At 70.5% G+C, this 17,428-nt stretch carries 14 protein-coding genes; 3 read left to right on the forward strand and 11 right to left on the reverse strand.

All coding sequences use genetic code 11. The annotated features are described in order from the left end of the window. Positions 1–15: 15 nt before the first annotated feature. The 4 genes from E1269_RS22925 to paaN form a co-directional block, all read right to left on the reverse strand. A complete protein-coding gene (locus E1269_RS22925; protein WP_131898902.1) occupies positions 16–930 on the reverse strand; it encodes a carbohydrate ABC transporter permease in 915 nt (304 codons plus the stop codon). Beyond that, positions 927–1,865, reverse strand: coding sequence for a carbohydrate ABC transporter permease (locus tag E1269_RS22930; protein WP_131898933.1), 939 nt, complete (start codon positions 1,863–1,865; stop codon positions 927–929). The genes E1269_RS22925 and E1269_RS22930 overlap by 4 nt, the downstream gene beginning before the upstream one ends. Positions 1,866–1,986: 121 nt before the next feature. Then, positions 1,987–3,351: an ABC transporter substrate-binding protein gene (locus E1269_RS22935; RefSeq protein ID WP_131898904.1), complete on the reverse strand. Its 1,365-nt coding sequence runs from the start codon at positions 3,349–3,351 to the stop codon at positions 1,987–1,989. 173 nt (positions 3,352–3,524) lie between these two features. Then, positions 3,525–5,204: a phenylacetic acid degradation protein PaaN gene (paaN, locus tag E1269_RS22940; protein WP_131898906.1), complete on the reverse strand. Its 1,680-nt coding sequence runs from the start codon at positions 5,202–5,204 to the stop codon at positions 3,525–3,527. A gap of 134 nt (positions 5,205–5,338) precedes the next feature. On the opposite strand from paaN, the gene paaI reads away from it, so the two are divergent. Together paaI and pcaF are read left to right on the forward strand one after the other, a co-directional pair. After that, positions 5,339–7,273 (forward strand): hydroxyphenylacetyl-CoA thioesterase PaaI, encoded by a 1,935-nt coding sequence (paaI, locus tag E1269_RS22945; protein ID WP_131898908.1) that lies wholly within the window; start codon positions 5,339–5,341, stop codon positions 7,271–7,273. Then, complete coding sequence (pcaF, locus tag E1269_RS22950) at positions 7,270–8,475, forward strand: 3-oxoadipyl-CoA thiolase (protein WP_131898910.1); 1,206 nt, start codon at positions 7,270–7,272, stop codon at positions 8,473–8,475. The genes paaI and pcaF overlap by 4 nt, the downstream gene beginning before the upstream one ends. A 76-nt stretch (positions 8,476–8,551) precedes the next feature. Here pcaF and E1269_RS22955 read toward each other — a convergent pair whose 3' ends face one another. From E1269_RS22955 to E1269_RS22970, 4 genes are all read right to left on the reverse strand, one after another. Then, a complete protein-coding gene (locus E1269_RS22955) occupies positions 8,552–10,000 on the reverse strand; it encodes a dihydrolipoamide acetyltransferase family protein (RefSeq protein ID WP_131898912.1) in 1,449 nt (482 codons plus the stop codon). Positions 10,001–10,012: 12 nt separating this feature from the next. Next, positions 10,013–11,077 (reverse strand): alpha-ketoacid dehydrogenase subunit beta, encoded by a 1,065-nt coding sequence (locus E1269_RS22960; RefSeq protein WP_131898914.1) that lies wholly within the window; start codon positions 11,075–11,077, stop codon positions 10,013–10,015. Continuing rightward, positions 11,074–12,222 carry a pyruvate dehydrogenase (acetyl-transferring) E1 component subunit alpha gene (gene pdhA, locus E1269_RS22965; protein WP_131898916.1) on the reverse strand — a complete coding sequence of 383 codons (1,149 nt, stop codon included), beginning with the start codon at positions 12,220–12,222 and terminating at the stop codon, positions 11,074–11,076. Before pdhA ends, E1269_RS22960 begins: the two co-directional genes overlap by 4 nt. A 469-nt stretch (positions 12,223–12,691) precedes the next feature. Next, positions 12,692–13,924, reverse strand: a complete 1,233-nt coding sequence (locus E1269_RS22970; protein WP_162606585.1) for a thioester domain-containing protein — start codon at positions 13,922–13,924, stop codon at positions 12,692–12,694. Between the two features lie 213 nt (positions 13,925–14,137). On the opposite strand from E1269_RS22970, the gene E1269_RS22975 reads away from it, so the two are divergent. After that, a complete protein-coding gene (locus E1269_RS22975) occupies positions 14,138–14,935 on the forward strand; it encodes a thioesterase family protein (RefSeq protein ID WP_131898920.1) in 798 nt (265 codons plus the stop codon). A 13-nt stretch (positions 14,936–14,948) separates the two neighbouring features. Here E1269_RS22975 and E1269_RS22980 read toward each other — a convergent pair whose 3' ends face one another. From E1269_RS22980 to E1269_RS33030, 3 genes are all read right to left on the reverse strand, one after another. Continuing rightward, a complete protein-coding gene (locus tag E1269_RS22980; protein WP_131898922.1) occupies positions 14,949–16,211 on the reverse strand; it encodes an Nramp family divalent metal transporter in 1,263 nt (420 codons plus the stop codon). A gap of 10 nt (positions 16,212–16,221) precedes the next feature. Continuing rightward, positions 16,222–17,214, reverse strand: a complete 993-nt coding sequence (locus tag E1269_RS22985; protein WP_131898924.1) for a ribonucleotide-diphosphate reductase subunit beta — start codon at positions 17,212–17,214, stop codon at positions 16,222–16,224. 20 nt (positions 17,215–17,234) lie between these two features. Continuing rightward, positions 17,235–17,428: hypothetical protein (locus E1269_RS33030; protein ID WP_203433994.1), on the reverse strand; the 194-nt coding region annotated here is incomplete at its 5' end.

Below are 17,428 nucleotides of genomic sequence, written 5' to 3' on the forward strand. Positions count from 1 at the left end.
GGCCAGACCAGGACATCACCCCTTGACGCTACCGGCGAGCAGGCCACGGACGAAGTAGCGCTGCAGGAACACGAACACGATCACCGGGATCACGATGGAGACGAACGCGCCCGCGGACAGCAAATGCCACGTACTGCCGCGACTGCCGGACAGCTCCGCCAGCCGTGCCGTCAGCGGCTGGATGTCCTGAGCGCCGGTAGCCATGGTGATCGCGACCAGCAGGTCGTTCCAGACCCACAGGAACTGGAAGATCGCGAACGCCGCGATGGCGGGCGTCACCAGCGGGACCATGATCCGCGTGAAGATCGTCACGTGGCCGGCGCCGTCCACCCGGGCGGCTTCCATCAGCTCGGCGGGCACCTCCCGCATGAAGTTGTGCAGCAGGAAGATCGCCAGCGGCAGCGCGAAGATCGTGTGCGAGATCCACAGCGGCCAGAACGTCCCGTTCAGGTCGGCGTCGACGTAGATGCGCAGCAGCGGGATCAGCGCTACCTGCAGCGGCACGATCTGCAGCGCGAACACGGCGACGAACAATGTGTCGCGGAACGGGAACCTCATCCAGGCGAACGCATAGGACGCCAGGCACGCTATCGAGACCGGAATGATCACCGACGGGATCGTGATGATGATCGAGTTGATGAAGTAGGTCGACAACGACGTGCCGCCGTACAGCACCTCGTCGTAGTTGTCGAGCGTCAGCTGCGGGTCGGAGAACCAGTTCCACCAGCCCGAGGTCCGGATGTCATTCTCGGGACGGAACGACGTCAGCAGCAGGCCGAACGTCGGCAGCGTCCAGAGCACCGCGATGACCAGCGCGGCGAGCGAAGCCCACCGCGAGGTGAGCCGCTTGCGGGCCCGTCCGGTGATGGTGGCCGGCTCGACAGTGGCCAGCTCCTCCTGCAGGGCGGGAGTGGGAACCGCGGCCGTCATCGGTAGTCCGCCTTTCGCAGCTGTCGGACGTTGTAGACCACGATCGGGATCACCAGGACGAACAGCAGCACCGCGAGGGTCGACGCCAGGCCGGTGTCACCGAGCTGGAAGCCCTGGGTATAGAACTCGTTCGCGACGACGCTGGTGTCGAACTGGCCGCCGGTCATGGTCCGGACGATGTCGAAGACCTTCAGGGTGCCGATCGAGATGGTCGTCAGCACCACCACCAGCGCCGGGCGGATGCTCGGCACCGTGATGTAGCGGACCATACGCACACCGGTCAGGCCGTCCAGCTGCGCGGCCTCGGTGATGTCGGACGGGATCGCCTTGATGGCGGCCGACAGCACGGTCATGGCGAACCCGGCCTGAACCCACACCATGACGACGATGAGGAACACCGTGTTCAGCGGCGTGTCGACGAGGAAGTGCCGGGGCTCCATGCCCAGCCACACCAGGATCTGGTTGAGCAGGCCGACCTGCTCGATGTTCTGCTGGTCCGGCCGGTACTCGTAGACGTACCGCCAGATGATGGACGCGCCCACGAGCGAGATGGCCATCGGCAGGAAGATGACGGCCTTCGCGGCGGCTTCGATGCGTGCCCGGTCGACCAGTACCGCGTACACCAGGCCGATGAACGTCGCCAGTATCGGTGTCAGGATGACCCAGACCGCGGTGTTGCGCAGCACGACCAGCATGGCGGAGTCGGTGAATATGTCGCTGTAGTTGTCCAGCCCGACGAAGCTGTCACTGGTGCGGTCGAAGAACGATTGGTAGATCGTGCGGACCGCCGGATAGATCAGCCCGATCCCGAGCAGCAGCAGCGCCGGCAGCACGAACGCCAGCGACTGCCAGATGTCGACGCGCCGCTTGGCCCTGCCGACGAGCAGCAGGATCGCACCCATGACGCCGACGAAAAGGGCGATGGCCAGCGCCATCTGCCCGAACTTCTCGAAGTTGTCCACGTGTCACCCCTTCCGCTGACACGGAGACAGCCCCGAGACGGGCGGATCGCCGGGCACCAGCCCTCGCGCGATCCGCCCGTCCGAGTGCCGTCTCCTACGGCCAGGCGGCTTCGACCGAGTCGACGACTTCCTGGGTGCTTGCGCCGGTCACCCAGTCGACCATGCCGGTCCAGAACGCGACCGTGCCGACCTCGGCCGGCATCAGGTCCGAGGCGTCGAACCGGAACACGGCTTCCTCGTCCTGGATGATCTCCGCCGAGAGCTGGTTCACCGGGCTCTCGTAGGCGTCGATCGGGACCGTGCGGTTGGCCGAGACGAAGTTGCCGTGGCTGGCCCGTTCAGCGTGCCAGTGGTCGCTGGACAGGTAGGTCTGGAACGCCTGGACCTCCGGACGCTCCGCGAACGCGGCCACGAACTCGCCGCCACCGAGCACCGGGTTGCCGTGCTCCTCCTCGATGCCCGGCAGGTAGAACGCGAAGACGTCGCCGTCCTCGGCCACCGTGACACCCTCGCCCCAGTTGGCCTGGTAGAACGACGCCTGGTGGTGCATCCAGCAGGTGCCGTCGAGGATCGGCAGGCCGGCGTCCTCGAACCGCGTCGTGGCGATGCTGGCCACGTCGCCGAGGCCGCCGTTGACGTACTCGTCGTTCTTGAGGATCTCGCCGACGGTGTCGAAGGCCTCGACGACCTGCGGGTCGTTGAACGGGATCTCGTGGCGGTACCACTGGTCGTAGACGTCCGCGCCGGCGGTGCGGAGCATGACCTCCTCGACCCAGTCGGTGCCCGGCCACCCGGTGGCGTCACCGGAGCCGAAGCCGGCGCACCACGGAAGACCGCCGTCCGCCACGATCTGGTCCGACAGAGCGATCAGGTCGTCCCACGTCTCCGGGATCTCGTAGCCGGCACCCTCGAACGCCGACGGCGAGTACCAGACGAACGACTTGACGTTGGCGCCGAACGGTGTGCCGTAGTAGGTGCCGTCGACCGTGCCGTACTCGATCCACGACGGGTCGAACGACGCCTCCACGTTGGCCCGCGCCTCGTCGGGAGCCGGGACGACCGCGTCGTAGTCGCGCACCAGTGACGCCAGCAGGCCGGGCTGCGGGATGATGGCGATGTCGGGCGGGGACCCGCCCTGGATGCGGATCGGCAGCTGGGCCTCGAACTCGTCGGAGCCCTCATAGACCACTGTTGCCCCGGTGCACTCCTCGAACAGGTCGAAGGACGCCTCGAGCGGTTCGTCCTCCGGCGCGACGATCGTGCTGTAGGCGGTCACCTCGGTGCCGCTGAGGTCGCCGTACTCCTCGGCGAACGCGCAGTCCGCGTCGCCGCCCCCTCCGTCGCCCCCCGCCGTGGAGTCGTCGTCGCCGTCGTCGCCACCGCACGCGGCAAGGACGAGCGACACGCTTGCAGCGAGGCCGACAGCCGCCCAGCTTTTGCGGGCGCTGCTCTTCGCCATGTGTGGGTCCTCCCTCCCAGAAGGGATCGGTCCGAGCACCTGCCGCTCGAATCCCAGTGCATGAACGAAAACGTTTACGCTCGAAAATTGCAAGAGGCGTTCGGCAACTTCGCCGTAACGATTACGTCACGTCGCCCCTGAAGCGCACGATGTCACACCGGAGACGGCGCGAATCAGGTGTGACGGCGCGATGCGACCACCCGGAACCGCGACGCGACGAACGCCGAGTCGGTCAGGCAGGAGTTGGCGGCGGGGTTGGCCCCAGTGCCGTGGAAGTCGGAGAACGCCGCCGACTGGTTGACGTAGACGCCAGCGGTCAGGTTGATCGACAGCGGCACGCCGGCGTCGACGGCGGCCTGCTCCGCGGCGTCGAGCACAGCCGGGTCGGTGGAGTACACCGACGCCGTCATGCCGCCGTGCTCGTTCACGCTCGCGGCGAACCGCTCGATCGACTCCTGGGTGGAGCCGGTGGCGATGAGGAACGAGACCGGCCCGAAGCACTCCGCCGAGTAGGCCGACTCGTCTGCCGCGTCGACGCCGACGATGGCCGGCGTCCGGACGGTCGCGTCCGGCCAGGCCGGGTGCGCCAGTGAGCGGGCGGCCAGCACGGTCCGGCTGTCGCCGTCGAACCCGTCCACGCGGCCGCGCACACTGTCGTTGACCACGGCGCCGAGGATCTCGACCGCGCGGGCGTCGTCGCCCAGCAGTTTGTCGACCGCACCGGCCAGCGCCGCGCCGAACTCGTCGAACGAGACGCGGCCCTGGTCGGTGATGACACCGGCTCTAGGCACGAAGATGTTCTGCGGCGCCGTGCACATCTGGCCGGTGTAGAGGCTGAGCGAGAACGCCAGGTTGCCAACCAGCCCCTGCAGGTCGTCGGTCGAGTCGACGACGACGGTGTTCAGTCCGGCCTTCTCGGTGAACACGACGGCCTGGCGCGCGGTGTCCTCCAGCCACCGCCCGAATGCCGTCGACCCAGTGAAGTCGATGACCCGCACTTCGGGGCGGACAGCGAGCACGGCGGCCAGCCGGTCGGCCGGGTCCTCGGCGGCGAGCGTGACGAGGTCCGGGTCGAAGCCCTCCTCGGCGAGCACCTCGCGGATGGTCTGGACCGTGATGGCAAGCGGCAGGACGGCGTTCGGGTGCGGCTTGACGACGACGGCGTTCCCGGTGGCCAGCGACGCGAACAGGCCGGGCCAGGAGTTCCACGTCGGAAACGTGTTGCAGCCGATCACGAGCGCCACGCCGCGCGGCACGACGTGGTACGTCTTCGTCATCCGCAGCGGCTCGCCCTTGGCAGGCTTCTCCCAGAGCACCTCGCCAGGGATGCGTCGCTGCTCCGCGTGCGCGTACGCCACTGCCTCCAGCGCCCGGTCCAGCGCGTGCGCGCCGCCGGCCTGAAACGCCATCACGAACGCCTGGCCGGAAGTGTGCATGACGGCGTTGGCCAGCTCGAAGATGCGCTCGTGCAGCCGGCCCAGCACCTCCAGGCACACTGCCGCGCGCCCATCCACGCCGGCTCGACGCCACGCCGGCATGGCCGCCCGCGCCGCCGTCAGCAGCGCCGCCACGGCCTCGTCGGTGGCCGGGACCCGTGGGTAGCGCACGCCGAGCTCGGGGCCGAACGGGCTGCGCTCGGTGGCGACGGTGCCGTCGGCACCGGGGGTGTCGAGCGGGAAACCGGCGCCCCGCCAGGCCTCGAACGCGGCCAGACCGTCGGCCGCCGCCGTCTCGCCGTAGACGCGTGGGCTGGGTGACTCCGGGTACGCCGAGAAGTAGTCGCGCTCGGCGATGGCTGTTTCGGCGCGCTCGAGGAGGTCTCGGTGCCGATCGATCAGAACGCCCAGCGACATCGCGGGACCTCCACCTTGTGTGACAGACTTACGCACGTTCGCTCCAACTGTGTCACATCATTCCCATGATCATCAACGGTTGGCGACGCCAGGACGTGGCCAACCGTTGATGATCATGGGGACGAGGGAGGTCCATGGACCCGATCTCGCGGTCCGTGCCGGTCGGTGTGGTCGGCGCCGGCACCATGGGTGGCGGCATCGCCCAGGTGGCCGCGCTGGCCGGGCACGAGGTGCGGCTGCACGACACCGTCGACGGTGCCGCCGAGCGAGCGGTCGAGTCGGCACTGCGGCGGATGGCTCGGGCCGTCGACGGCGGGCGGCTACTCGCCGAGGAGGCCGAGGACGCGGCCGCCCGGTTGCGTGCCGTCGACACCGTCGACGACCTCGCCGGCTGCGGTCTGGTGGTCGAGGCCGTCGTGGAGGACCTCACGGTCAAACAGCCTCTCTTCGCGGCGCTGGAGGCGGTGTGCGGCCTCGACACGATCCTCGCCACCAACACGTCGTCGTTGTCCGTCGACGCCATCGCGGCCGCCCTGGCGCATCCGGGCCGCGTCGCCGGGCTGCACTTCTTCAACCCCGCACCGGTGCTGCCGCTGGTCGAGGTGGTCAGCGGCAGGGGCACCGATCCCGGCGTCGCCGACATCCTGACCGCGACGGCGACGGCGTGGGGCAAGACGCCTGTGCGCGTGACCTCGACACCGGGGTTCATCGTCAATCGCGTCGCCCGGCCCTTCTACGCCGAGGCGTTCCGACTGCTCGCGTCGCGCGCCGTCGACGCCGCCACCGTCGACGCGATGCTGCGCGAGTCCGGAGGCTTCCGGATGGGCGCGTTCGAGCTGGCCGATCTGATCGGGCACGACGTCAACCTCGCGGTCGGACGGTCGGTCTGGGAGGCGTTCGGCCGCGACCCGCGCTTCGAGCCGTCCGCGCTGCAGGCACAGCTGGTCGCCGCCGGCCGGCTGGGCCGCAAGACCGGCCGCGGCGTCTACGCGGCGGACGAGGCTGCGCCGCAGCCATCGACGGCGCCACCCGTGCCCGCCACCGATGACGCGTGGGTTGGTGACGGGCCGCACGGACATCCGGCGGCCGGCGCGGTGCGCTGGCAGGTCGGCACGCCCGACGTCCAGCTCCGGCCGACCGACGGGCGCACGGCCACCCAGCTCACCGGCGGCGGGCCGGTCACCGTCGTCGTCGCCGACCTGGCGCTGGACTACGCCAGTGCCACCCGGATCGGCATCGCGGCGCCCCAGCACGCGCCGCGGGAGCACGTGGACGCCGTCGTCGGGTTCCTGCAGGGTCTCGGCTACACGGTGACCCTGCTGCCGGACACGCCAGGGCTGGTGGTCGCCCGCACCGTCGCAATGCTCGCGGCGTTCGCCGCCGACGTCGTCGACGCGGGCGTGGCCAGCGCCGACGACGTCGACACCGCGATGCGGCTGGGCGTGAACTACCCGCACGGGCCGTACGCGTGGGGGACCGACCTCGGCTGGGACTGGGTGGCCGGCGTGCTCGACGCGCTCGCCGCGGCCGAGGACCCACGCCGCTACCGGGTGTCGCCGGGGCTGCGAGCGCGGGCGGCGCTGGACGACCCCGGCGATGCCGTGTGGGACAGGGCCGACGGCTCGGGCGTCGCGCTCGCCCGGCGGGCCGCCGACGCCATGTGGGCCGGCGACGCCGCGTCCCAGGCGCTCGGCATGACCATCGAGGACGTGGCGCCCGGGCGGGCCCGCGTCACCATGCCGGTGCGGCGCGACATGGTCAACGGCCACGGCATCTGCCACGGCGGCCTGATCTTCGCGGTGGCCGACACCGCGTTCGCTTTCGCGTGCAATTCGCACAACCGCAACAGCGTCGCTCAGAGCTGCGACATCACGTTCGTCCGACCGGCCCGCGAGGGCGATGTCCTGCTCGCTGTCGCCACCGAGCGGCACCGCGACGGCCGCAACGGCATCTACGACGTCACGGTGTGGCGTCGCGACCCCGGCGGTGACGACCTGGTCGCCGAGTTCCGCGGCCGCTCGCGGGAGATCCCGGGCACGCTGGTCGAGGAGAAGGAGGACCAGCCATGACCGACGCGTTCCTCGTCGACGGCATCCGCACGCCGATCGGACGGTACGGCGGCGCGCTGGCCGGGGTCCGGCCAGACGACCTGGCCGCCCACGTCCTGCGTGCGCTGCTGGAACGGCACGCCGAGCTGCCGGCCGACGCCGTCGACGAGGTGGTGCTCGGCTGCGCGAACCAGGCCGGCGAAGACAACCGCGACGTCGCGCGGATGGCCGTCCTGCTGGCCGGCTGGCCCGTCTGTGTGCCGGGCGTGACGGTGAACCGCCTGTGTGGTTCGGGGCTGGACGCGCTGGCCTACGCGGCCCGGGCGGTGCGCACCGGCGAGGCCGGCGTCGTCGTCGCCGGCGGGGTGGAGTCGATGTCACGGGCGCCGCTGGTGATGCCGAAGGCGCAGACGGCGTTCGACCGCGGCCAGGCGCGGATCTACGACTCCACGATCGGCTGGCGATTCGTGAACGCCGCGATGCAGGCCGTGTACGGCACCGACTCCATGCCGGAGACCGCGGAGAACGTCGCCGCCGACCACGGTGTCGACCGGGCCGACCAGGACGCGTTCGCACTGCGCAGCCAGCAGCGTGCCGCCGACCGTCGCAAGCTGCTGGCCGAGGAGATCGTGCCGGTCGAGGTCCCGGCGGCACGGCGCGGCGCGGACGCCGTCGTCGTCGACGCCGACGAACACCCGCGCGAGACCTCGCTCGAGGCGTTGGCCACGTTGCGCCCGGTGGTCCGGCCGGGCGGGACCGTCACCGCCGGCAACGCCTCCGGTGTCAACGACGGGGCCGCCGCGCTGCTGGTCATGAGCGCGGAGGCGGTGGAACGCCACGGCGTACGCCCGCTGGCGCGCATCGTCGGAGCGGCGACGGCCGGGGTGGAACCGCGGGTCATGGGCCTCGGCCCGGTGCCGGCGACGCGGAAGCTGCTCGACCGCACCGGCGTGGCGCTCGCCGACGTCAGCGTCGTCGAGCTGAACGAGGCGTTCGCCGCCCAGGCGCTGGCCTGCCTGCGCCAGCTCGGCCTGCCCGACGACGCCGAGCACGTCAACCCCAACGGCGGCGCCATCGCGCTCGGCCATCCGCTCGGCATGAGCGGCGCCCGGCTCGCCCTGTCAGCGGGCTTGGAGCTGGGGCGCCGCGACGCGCGGTACGCGCTGGCCACCATGTGCATCGGGGTCGGCCAGGGCATCGCGCTGCTGCTCGAGCGCCCCTGACCCCGTCCGGGGGACTCACGCCGCCGCCCGCCGCAGCGCGTCAAGCACCGCGGCGGGCTCGGCAGACCCGTGACGGTCAGCTCCAGACCAGCGCGTTGCCGGGGTCCTCCAGAAGCGCCGCCAGGTCGGCGAGGAACCGCGACCCCTGCTCGCCGTCGACCAGCCGGTGGTCGAACGACAGGCCCAGCGTGGTGACCCAGCGCGGCTTGACCTTGTTCTTGTGCACCCACGGCTGCTTGCGGACGGCACCGAACGCGACGATCGCGGCCTCGCCCGGCGGCAGGATCGGCGTGCCGGTGTCGACACCGAAGACACCCACGTTGGTGATGGAGATGGTGCCGCCGAGCATGTCCTCCGGCGGCGTCTTGCCCTCGCGCGCCGTCGCGGCCAGCTGGTTGATGGCGGCCGCGAGGTCGCGCAGCGGCAGCCGGTCGGCGTCCTTCACCTTGGGCACGACCAGCCCGCGCGGCGTCGCCGCCGCGATGCCGAGGTTGACGAACCGCTGCATCACGATCTCGCCGGCCGCGTCGTCCCACCGCGCGTTGACGTCCGGGGTGCGGCGCACCGCGATGCAGACCGCCTTGGCCAGCACCGCCAGCGGCGACAGCTTGACGTCACGGAACTCCCGCGAGTCGCGCAGCCGCTCGACCAGCTTCATCGTCCGGGTCACGTCGACGGTGATGAACTCCGTCACGTGCGGGGCGGTGAACGCGGACGTGGTGACGGCCTGCGCCGTTGCCTTGCGCACAGACCGGATAGCCACCCGCTCCTCGCGCGGCAGCCCGTCCCAGCCGGTGCCCGTGGTCGTCGCGGCGGTGACCGAGGCGGTCGGGGCCGCGGTGGGCGCGACGACGGTGCCGGCGGCGGCCTGGACGTCGTCCCGCGTGACGGTGCCGTTCGGGCCGGTCGGGGTGATGGTTGTGAGGTCGACGCCGAGATCCTTGGCCAGCTTCCGCACCGGCGGCTTGGCCAGCACGACGGCCGACGCCTGGCTGGCCGACTGGGTCGGCTCGGCGGGCTGAGCCGGCTCGGCGGGCTGAGCCGGCTGGGCGGGCTCGGCCGGCGCTGCCGGCTGGACGGGCGCCGCTGGGGTGCCCGCCGGCGCCGCCGTGGCCTTGCGGGGCCGGCGCTTGGCAGCCGTGGTCCGCGGCCCGTAGCCGACCAGGACGGCCTGCCGCTCGGGCTCGGGCTCCGGCGGCCGAGGTACCAGGTCCTCGGCCGGGCCACCCACCTCCCGCTCGGGTGCTGACGCCACACTGGACGCCGGCGGCGAGGCGGCCCCGTCCCCCGTGCGCACCACTATGATCGGCGTGCCGACGTCGACCGTCACGCCCTCCTCGACCAGCAGGGTCTCGACCACGCCCGCGAACGGGCTCGGCAGCTCGACCAGCGACTTCGCGGTCTCGATCTCGACGATGACGTCGTTCACATTGATCTCGTCACCGGGCTTGACCTTCCAGGAGACGATCTCCGCCTCGGTCAGCCCTTCGCCGACGTCAGGCAGGTTGAACTGCGACACACTCATGCCGGTCCTCCCCTAGAACCCGAACGTGCGGTCGACGGCGTCGAGCACACGGTCCAGATCGGGCAGGTACTCCTCCTCCACCCGCGCCGGCGGGTAGGGAGTGTCGTAGCCGGTGACGCGCTGGACCGGCGCCTCGAGTGAGTAGAAGCACTCCTCGGTGACGCGGGCGGCGACCTCCGCGCCGATGCCGAGCGTGCGCTGCGCCTCGTGCACCATGACCAGCCGGCCGGTGCGCCGGACGGAGTCGTACACCGAGGTCAGATCCAAAGGCGACAGCGTGCGCAGGTCGATGACCTCCAGGGACCGGCCATCCTCCGCGGCCGCGGACGCCGCGTCGAGGCACGTCTTGACCATGGGACCGTACGTGGCCACGGTCGCGTCGGTGCCGGGCACCACGACCCGCGCGGACTCCAGCGGCAGGTCGGGCGAGCCGTCGAGATCGACGTCCGCCTTCTCGTAGTAGCGGCGCTTGGGCTCGAAGAACACGACCGGGTCGTCCAGCTCGATGGCCTGCTGGATCATCCAGTAGGCGTCGACCGGGTTGGAGCAGGTGACCACCTTGAGGCCGGGGGTGTGCGCGAAGTACGCCTCGGGGCTCTCGCTGTGGTGCTCCACGGCGCCGATGCTGCCGCCGTACGGGATGCGGATGACGATGGGCAGCCGCAGCCGCCCGCCGGAGCGGAAGTGCATCTTCGCCACCTGGCTGACGATCTGGTCGAACGCCGGCATGACGAAGCCGTCGAACTGGATCTCGCAGACCGGGCGATAGCCGCGCAGGGCGAGACCGATCGCGGTGCCGACGATGCCGGACTCCGCCAGCGGGGTATCGATGACGCGGTCCTCGCCGAAGTCCTTCTGCAGCCCGTCGGTGACCCGGAAGACGCCGCCCAGCTTGCCGACGTCCTCCCCCATGACGAGTACCTTGACGTCGTTTTCCATCGACCGGCGCAGGCCGGCGTTGATGGCCTTGATGACGTTCAAGTTGGCCGAGGCACTCTTCTGCGCCGAGGACGCGGATGTCCTGCTCGTGGCCGCCCGGTCGGCTGCGAGCGCCTGGGTGCTGTCTGTCGTGGTCATCGGGCCACCTCCTCGGCGAAGCTGTCCAGATAGGCCGTCATGGCGTCGCGCTGCGCGACGAGATCGGGCGTCGGCTCCACGTAGACGTGGTCGAAGATGGACGTCGGCGTCGGGTCGGGCAGCTCCCGGCAGGCGGCCCGCAGGTGCACGGCCAGCTGCTCGGACTCGGCCTCGACCTCGTCGAGGAACGCCTGGTCGGCCAGGTCGCCGCGGATCATATAGGCCCGCACCCGCTCGATCGGGTCCTTGAGCTTCCAGTGCTCGAGGTCGGCGTTGAGGCGGTAGCGGGTGGGGTCGTCGGTGGTGGTGTGTGCGCCCATGCGGTACGTGAATGCCTCGACCAGCGTGGGGCCCTCACCGTCGCGCGCCCGCTGCAGAGCCTCGCGGGTGACCGCCAGGCAGGCGAGCACGTCGTTGCCGTCGACCCGCACGCCGGGGAAGCCGAAGCCGCCGGCGCGGCGGTACAGGGGCACCCTGGTCTGGCGCTCCAGCGGCTCGGAAATGGCCCACTGGTTGTTCTGGCAGAAGAAGACCACCGGCGCGTTGGTGACACTGGCCCAGATGAACGACTCGTTGACGTCGCCCTGGCTGCTGGCGCCGTCGCCGAAGTAGGCGATGACGGCGGCGTCGCGGTCGGGGTCGCCGGTGCCGATGGCGCCGTCGCGCTGCACCCCCATCGCGTAGCCGGTGGCGTGCAGGGTCTGCGCGCCGACGACGATGGTGTACAGGTGGAAGCGCGTCTCGTTCGGATCCCAGAGTCCCTGGTCGACACCGCGGAACAGGGCGAGCAGCCGCAGCGGGTCGACTCCGCAGCACAGCGCGACGCCGTGCTCACGGTAGGTCGGGAAGACGTGGTCCTGCTGGCGCAGCGCCCGGGCGGACCCTACCTGCGCGGCCTCCTGGCCGAGCAGGCTGGCCCACAGGCCCAGCTCACCCTGCCGCTGCAACGCGACCGCCTCGCTGTCGACGCGCCGGGCCAGCACCAGGTCGCGGTACATGCCACGGACGTCGTCGCCGGTGATGTCGGCGATCAGCGCGTCGTAGTGGTCGTTGGCTACGCGTTGCCCCTCAGGCGTGAGCAGCTGGACGAGCTCGGGTTCCGGCGGTGCTCCGCCGGCCGCGTCGGCCACCGTCTCGACAGTCATGGGTCTCCTTCACGTCGTGGGCGGCGCAGGGTTGCCGCGCGAGCCCGTCTCTCGTGACCGTCTCGACGAGGAGGGGAACTATGGGTGGGTTCCCGCTCCACGTCGCGACGTCGTCCGTGACCTCCGTCACGACCGTTCTACCGCACACGGTACCCAGAACGCGGTCTGCGCGGGCACACCGGCGGCAGCGGCTCTGCTTCGGCAGCTTCTGCCAGCCTGCCCGCTGTACGGTCCCGACAGCGTCGTCGATCCAGACAAAGTTCACCGGCCCGACGCTGCGCCCTCCGCACAAGTCGTCTGTCGTCCGACTATCCGCTCGGGCGCCGGGTACCCCCCCGTACGTCGAAATGATCACGTTCAGCAGGATCACCCGAGCATCACCAGGCTTACGAGCATGGTGCGACACGAGATTTCGTGCTGAACGTGATCATTTCGGGCCGGGCAGTGGTGGTTGCCGGCCGGGTTCACATCAGGCGACGAACCTCCGGCGGAGCAGGAAGGCGGCCGCGCCCAGCAGCGCCACACCCGTCGCGACCAGGAGCGCCGGCGACGCACCGGTGTCCGGCAGGTCCTCGTCCGGCACGGTCGGCGTCGGCGACGGGGTATCGCTCGGCGACGGCGAGTCGGTGGGGGTCGGCGTGTCCGACGGCGACGGGGTGTCGGTCGGCGTGGGCGTGTCGGTCGGGGTCGGGGTCTCGCTCGGCGTCGGGGTCGGCGTCTGCGTCGGGGCGGTGGTCCAGTCGACCGTCCCCTCGACGCTCAACGCCGTCTTCTCCGACTGCGCCAGGATCAACGACTGGGTCCGGACTTCGTCGACGGAGCCGACGAACAGCCGCCCGACGTTGAGGTGGGCCTCCGCGCGCAGCGACACCGTGCCGTCGCCGGCCTCGGCGTCTGCCGGCACGTCCACGCCGAAGGTGTCGCCGTCGCCCAGCTGCCCCGGCAGCACCTCGCCGTCGGCGTCGACCAGCTCCACCCCCTCCGGCAGGTCGGCGGTGACGTCGACGACGTCCGCGGTGGTGCTGACCTCGAACGGCCCGATGACCGTGCCCGCCTCACCGGACAGCGACGCCGGCTCCAGCGCCAGGGCCGGCTCCGGCTGCTCGCCGATGCCGACGTTCTCCTCGCCGGTCAGGTACTCGTAGAGCGCCCGGACGTCCGCGTCGATCTCGGGGTCGTCCTGGTTGGTGATGTCGTCGACGTCGACCTCGATGGCGTCGCTGAAGGTCCACACGGCCGCCTGGGTGGCGGTGATGGCCTCCTCGACGGACAGCCCGTCGTTGAACTCGGACTCACCGAAGGCCGCCTCGATCTCCTCGACCGACAGCACCGGGTACGAGTGCTGCAGAGCCCAGAGGATGTGGTCGGCGTTCTCGCTGAACGGTGCGTCGGGCTCCGGGTAGGAGTCCCAGGGCACCTCGGTCATGTTGCTGTCGCCGTCGATCGGGACGTTGACCTCGACGCAGTAGGTCTTGAGCTCGGCGTCGTCGTCGGCGAGCAGGCCGAGCAGGACAGCGTTGACCGGGCCGGCGCCGACGCGGTTGACGGCATAGCCCGGGACGTTGCCCTCAGGGTGGATCTCCGCCTTGGCCCCGGCGTCGGCGACGTCGAAGGCCTGTGCGGTGGCGGGTGTGAGAATCGCCGCCCCGGCGACGGCGAGGACACCGGCGCCGAGTCGCAGTCTGCGGACGTGCGTTGGCATGGAACTCCTTAGTGAAAATTCATGAAAGCAGTCGCCGACCTGCATAGATCCCCACAGATCGGCTCATTCCCCCGAACCGGGCGATCGTAGCTGCGATCACCGGCAAACGGAAGTATGGTCATCTACCAGGTCAAGCCGGGTGCCGCACAAGGGCCGAACCGGAGCATCCTGGGCCCTGTGCAGCCACGGCCCGTTCGCATAGGGTCTTGATCCGTGCCTGACTTCGACGAAGCATCAGCGACCCGCCAGCAAGCCCCCGGACTCCACAGCGTGGACATCGACGGGACGTGGGCTGTCGGCGACGTCCCGAACGGCGGCTACCTGCTGGCGCTGATCCTGCGAGCAGCGCTCACCGAGTCGGCACACCCACACCCCGTGAGCACCAACGCCCACTTCGTCGCGCCTCCCACACCAGGCCCGGCCGAGGTCCACGTCGACGTCGTGCGCACCGGCCGCACCATCGAGACGCTGCGCGCCCGGCTCGTCCAGGCCGACGAGACGAGAGTCGAGGCGACGATCACCACCAGCACCCTGTCGCGCACGTCCCCCGTGGAGTGGGTCGGCCCGCCGCCGGAGTCGGTCGCACCCATCGACGAGTGCATCCCCGCCGTGGTCGACCTTCCCGACGGCACCCACGTCGGCCTGCTCGAGCACGTCGACCTGCGGCTGGACCCACAGACGCTGGGCTGGTTCTCGGGGCGGCCGGCCGGCCAGCTGTCCATGCGCGGCCACGTCCGGCTCGTCGACGGCACCCAGCCCGACCCCATCGTGCTCGCCCTGGCGGTCGACTCCCTGCCGCCGACGGTGTTCGGCCTGGGCCGGCTGGGCTGGGCACCCACCGTCCAGCTGACCGTGCTGACCCGCAGCCTGCCGGCGCCGGGATGGCTCACCGTGCACCTGCGCGGCCGGCTGGTCCGCGACGGCTGGTTCGACGAAGAGGCCGAGGTGTATGACGCCGACGGCGCCCTGGTCGCCCAGTCGCGGCAGCTGGCACGGATCAGGGTGACTTGACGCCGTCGTCGACTCAGCCGGTGATCGTCAGCACGAGCAGCGCGACGTTCAGCGTCACCACCACGACGCTGACCAGGGCCGCGAGGATCGTCGTCAGCCGGGAGTTGGTCCACCGCCCCATCACCGCGGACCGGGACGTCACCACCACCAGCGGGATGATCGCGAACGGGATGCCGAACGACAGGACCACCTGCGACAACACGAGCAACCAGGTCGGCTCCGCCCCGGTCATGAGGATCGCCACCGCCGGCGCCAGCGTGATCAGCCGGCGCAGCAGCAACGGGATACGCCGCATCAGCAGCCCTTCCATGATGACCGCACCGGCGTAGCAGCCGACCGACGTGGACGCCAGGCCGGACACCAGGAGCCCGACCGCGAACAGCACACCGATGGCCGCGCCGAGCCCGGACTCCACCGCCGCGTGCGCGCCGGCGATGGTGTCGGTGCCGTTTTCGCCGCGCAGCGCGGCCGCCGCGACCAGCAGCAGCGCGATGTTGACGCTGCCGGCCACCAGCATCGCGATGCCCACGTCGACCCGCGTGGCCGACAGCAGCCGGCCGATCCGCCCGGGCTCGGGGCGGGCGCCGAACCGGTCCCGGGCCAGCGCCGAGTGCAGGTAGACGACGTGGGGCATCACGGTCGCGCCGAACATCCCGGCCGCCAGCAGCACCGTCTCGGTGCCGTCGAACCGCGGCACCAAGCCGCCGGCAATGCCGGACGGGTCCGGCGGCTCGACCAGCAGCCCGGCGACGAACCCGGCCGCGATGACCAGCAGAGCCGTGGTGATGACCCGCTCGAACGCGGGCTGGCCGCGGCCGTTCTGGACGGTCAGGATGGCCATCGAGATGACGCCGGTGATCACCCCACCGAGCGGCAGTGGGATGTCGAAGAGCAGGTTGAGCGCGATGGCACCGCCGACCACCTCGGCGATGTCGGTGGCCATGGCGACCACCTCGGCCTGCAGCCAGTAGGCGAGGCGTCCGCCACGCGGCATCCGGTCGCGCAGCACTTCCGGCAGCGAGGCGCCGGCCACGACGCCCAGCTTGGCCGAGAGGTACTGCACGAGCCCGGCCATCGCCGTCGCCATGACCAGGACCCACATCAGCAGGTAGCCGTACCCCGCACCCGCTGACAGGTTGGTGGCGACGTTGCCCGGGTCGACGTAGGCGACGGCGGCCACGAACGCCGGTCCGAGCAGGCCCAGCCCGGCACCGGGAAGACGCGGCGCCGGACCGTCCAGCCGATCCGGACGGCGCCGTCGCACGCGCACGTACATGTCCTCGCTCCTACCCTCCGGTGCCCCGGGCGTCGACCTCGTAGCTGGTGTTGATGGACTCGAAGAAGTTCACCAGCTGGAGCGTGTCGTTCGCCGTCGCCATCCACTTCGCGGGATTGGCCACACGATAGTGCGGCTCGAATCCCAGCTCCTCCAGCCGCCGGTCAGCCAGGTACTTGACGTACTGGTTGATGTACTCGGCGTTCATGCCCAGGATGCCGGTGGGCAGCAGGTCACGGTTGTACCGCTCCTCCATCTCCACGCCGTCCAGGATCATCTGCCGGATCTCGTCGGCGAACTGCGCCGTCTGCAGCTCCGGATTCTCGTCCAGCACGGTCAGGATGAGGTTGATGCCGAACTTCAAGTGCAGGCTCTCGTCGCGGACGATCCAGTCGACCAGCGACGCGAAGTTGCGCAGCAGGTTGCGCTGCCGGAAGCTCAGCGCCACCATGAACCCGCTGTAGAACCAGATGCCCTCCAGCACGATGTTGTAGGCCACCAGGTTGCGGACGAAGTCGCGCTTGCCCTCGACGGTGCTCACGTCCAGGGTCTGCTCGGTCATCCGCTTGATGTAGCGGACCTCGAACTCCTCCTTGGCTACCATCGACGGCACCGTGGTGTGCGCCTCGTAGGCTTGGGCGCGGTCGATCGGGAACGTCTCCAGCACATACTCGAAGGCCATCACGTGGTTGGCCTCCTCCCACATCTGCTTCGCGAGGTACAGATGCGCCTCGGCCGCGTTGAGGTAGGGGTACACGCCGAACGCCAGTGCCTTGTTGACCAGCAGCTCGTTGGGGTTGAAGTAGCTCATGAGGAACGTCAGGGCGTGCCGCTCGTCATCGGACATCCGCTTGAAGTCGGTCATGTCCTCGCCGAGCTGCACCTCGTGCGGGAACCACGTGTTTGCGACGGCCTGGTTGTACAGCTCGTACGCCCAGGGGTAGCGGACCGGCTTGAGCAGCAGGCCCTCCTGGATGCCGGTGCCGAGGATGCTCGTCGACATCGGAACGGTCTCCTCTCCGGTCACTGGCACGACTCGCACTGCAGGCGTTCCTGCGGATCGACGGGGCAGGCGAGCGCGTCGCCCCCGGTGTCGACGACGTCGAGCTGGCCGGCCGCGCTGTCCGCGTCCCGTTGATCTTGGAGTTCTCGCGGAATCAATCGGGGCGAATCGGACGGAGATCCTGCGGTTTCTCCAAGATCAACGGGGGTCGGGG

This window comes from Jiangella asiatica, from assembly GCF_004349065.1.
Taxonomy (GTDB): domain Bacteria; phylum Actinomycetota; class Actinomycetes; order Jiangellales; family Jiangellaceae; genus Jiangella; species Jiangella asiatica.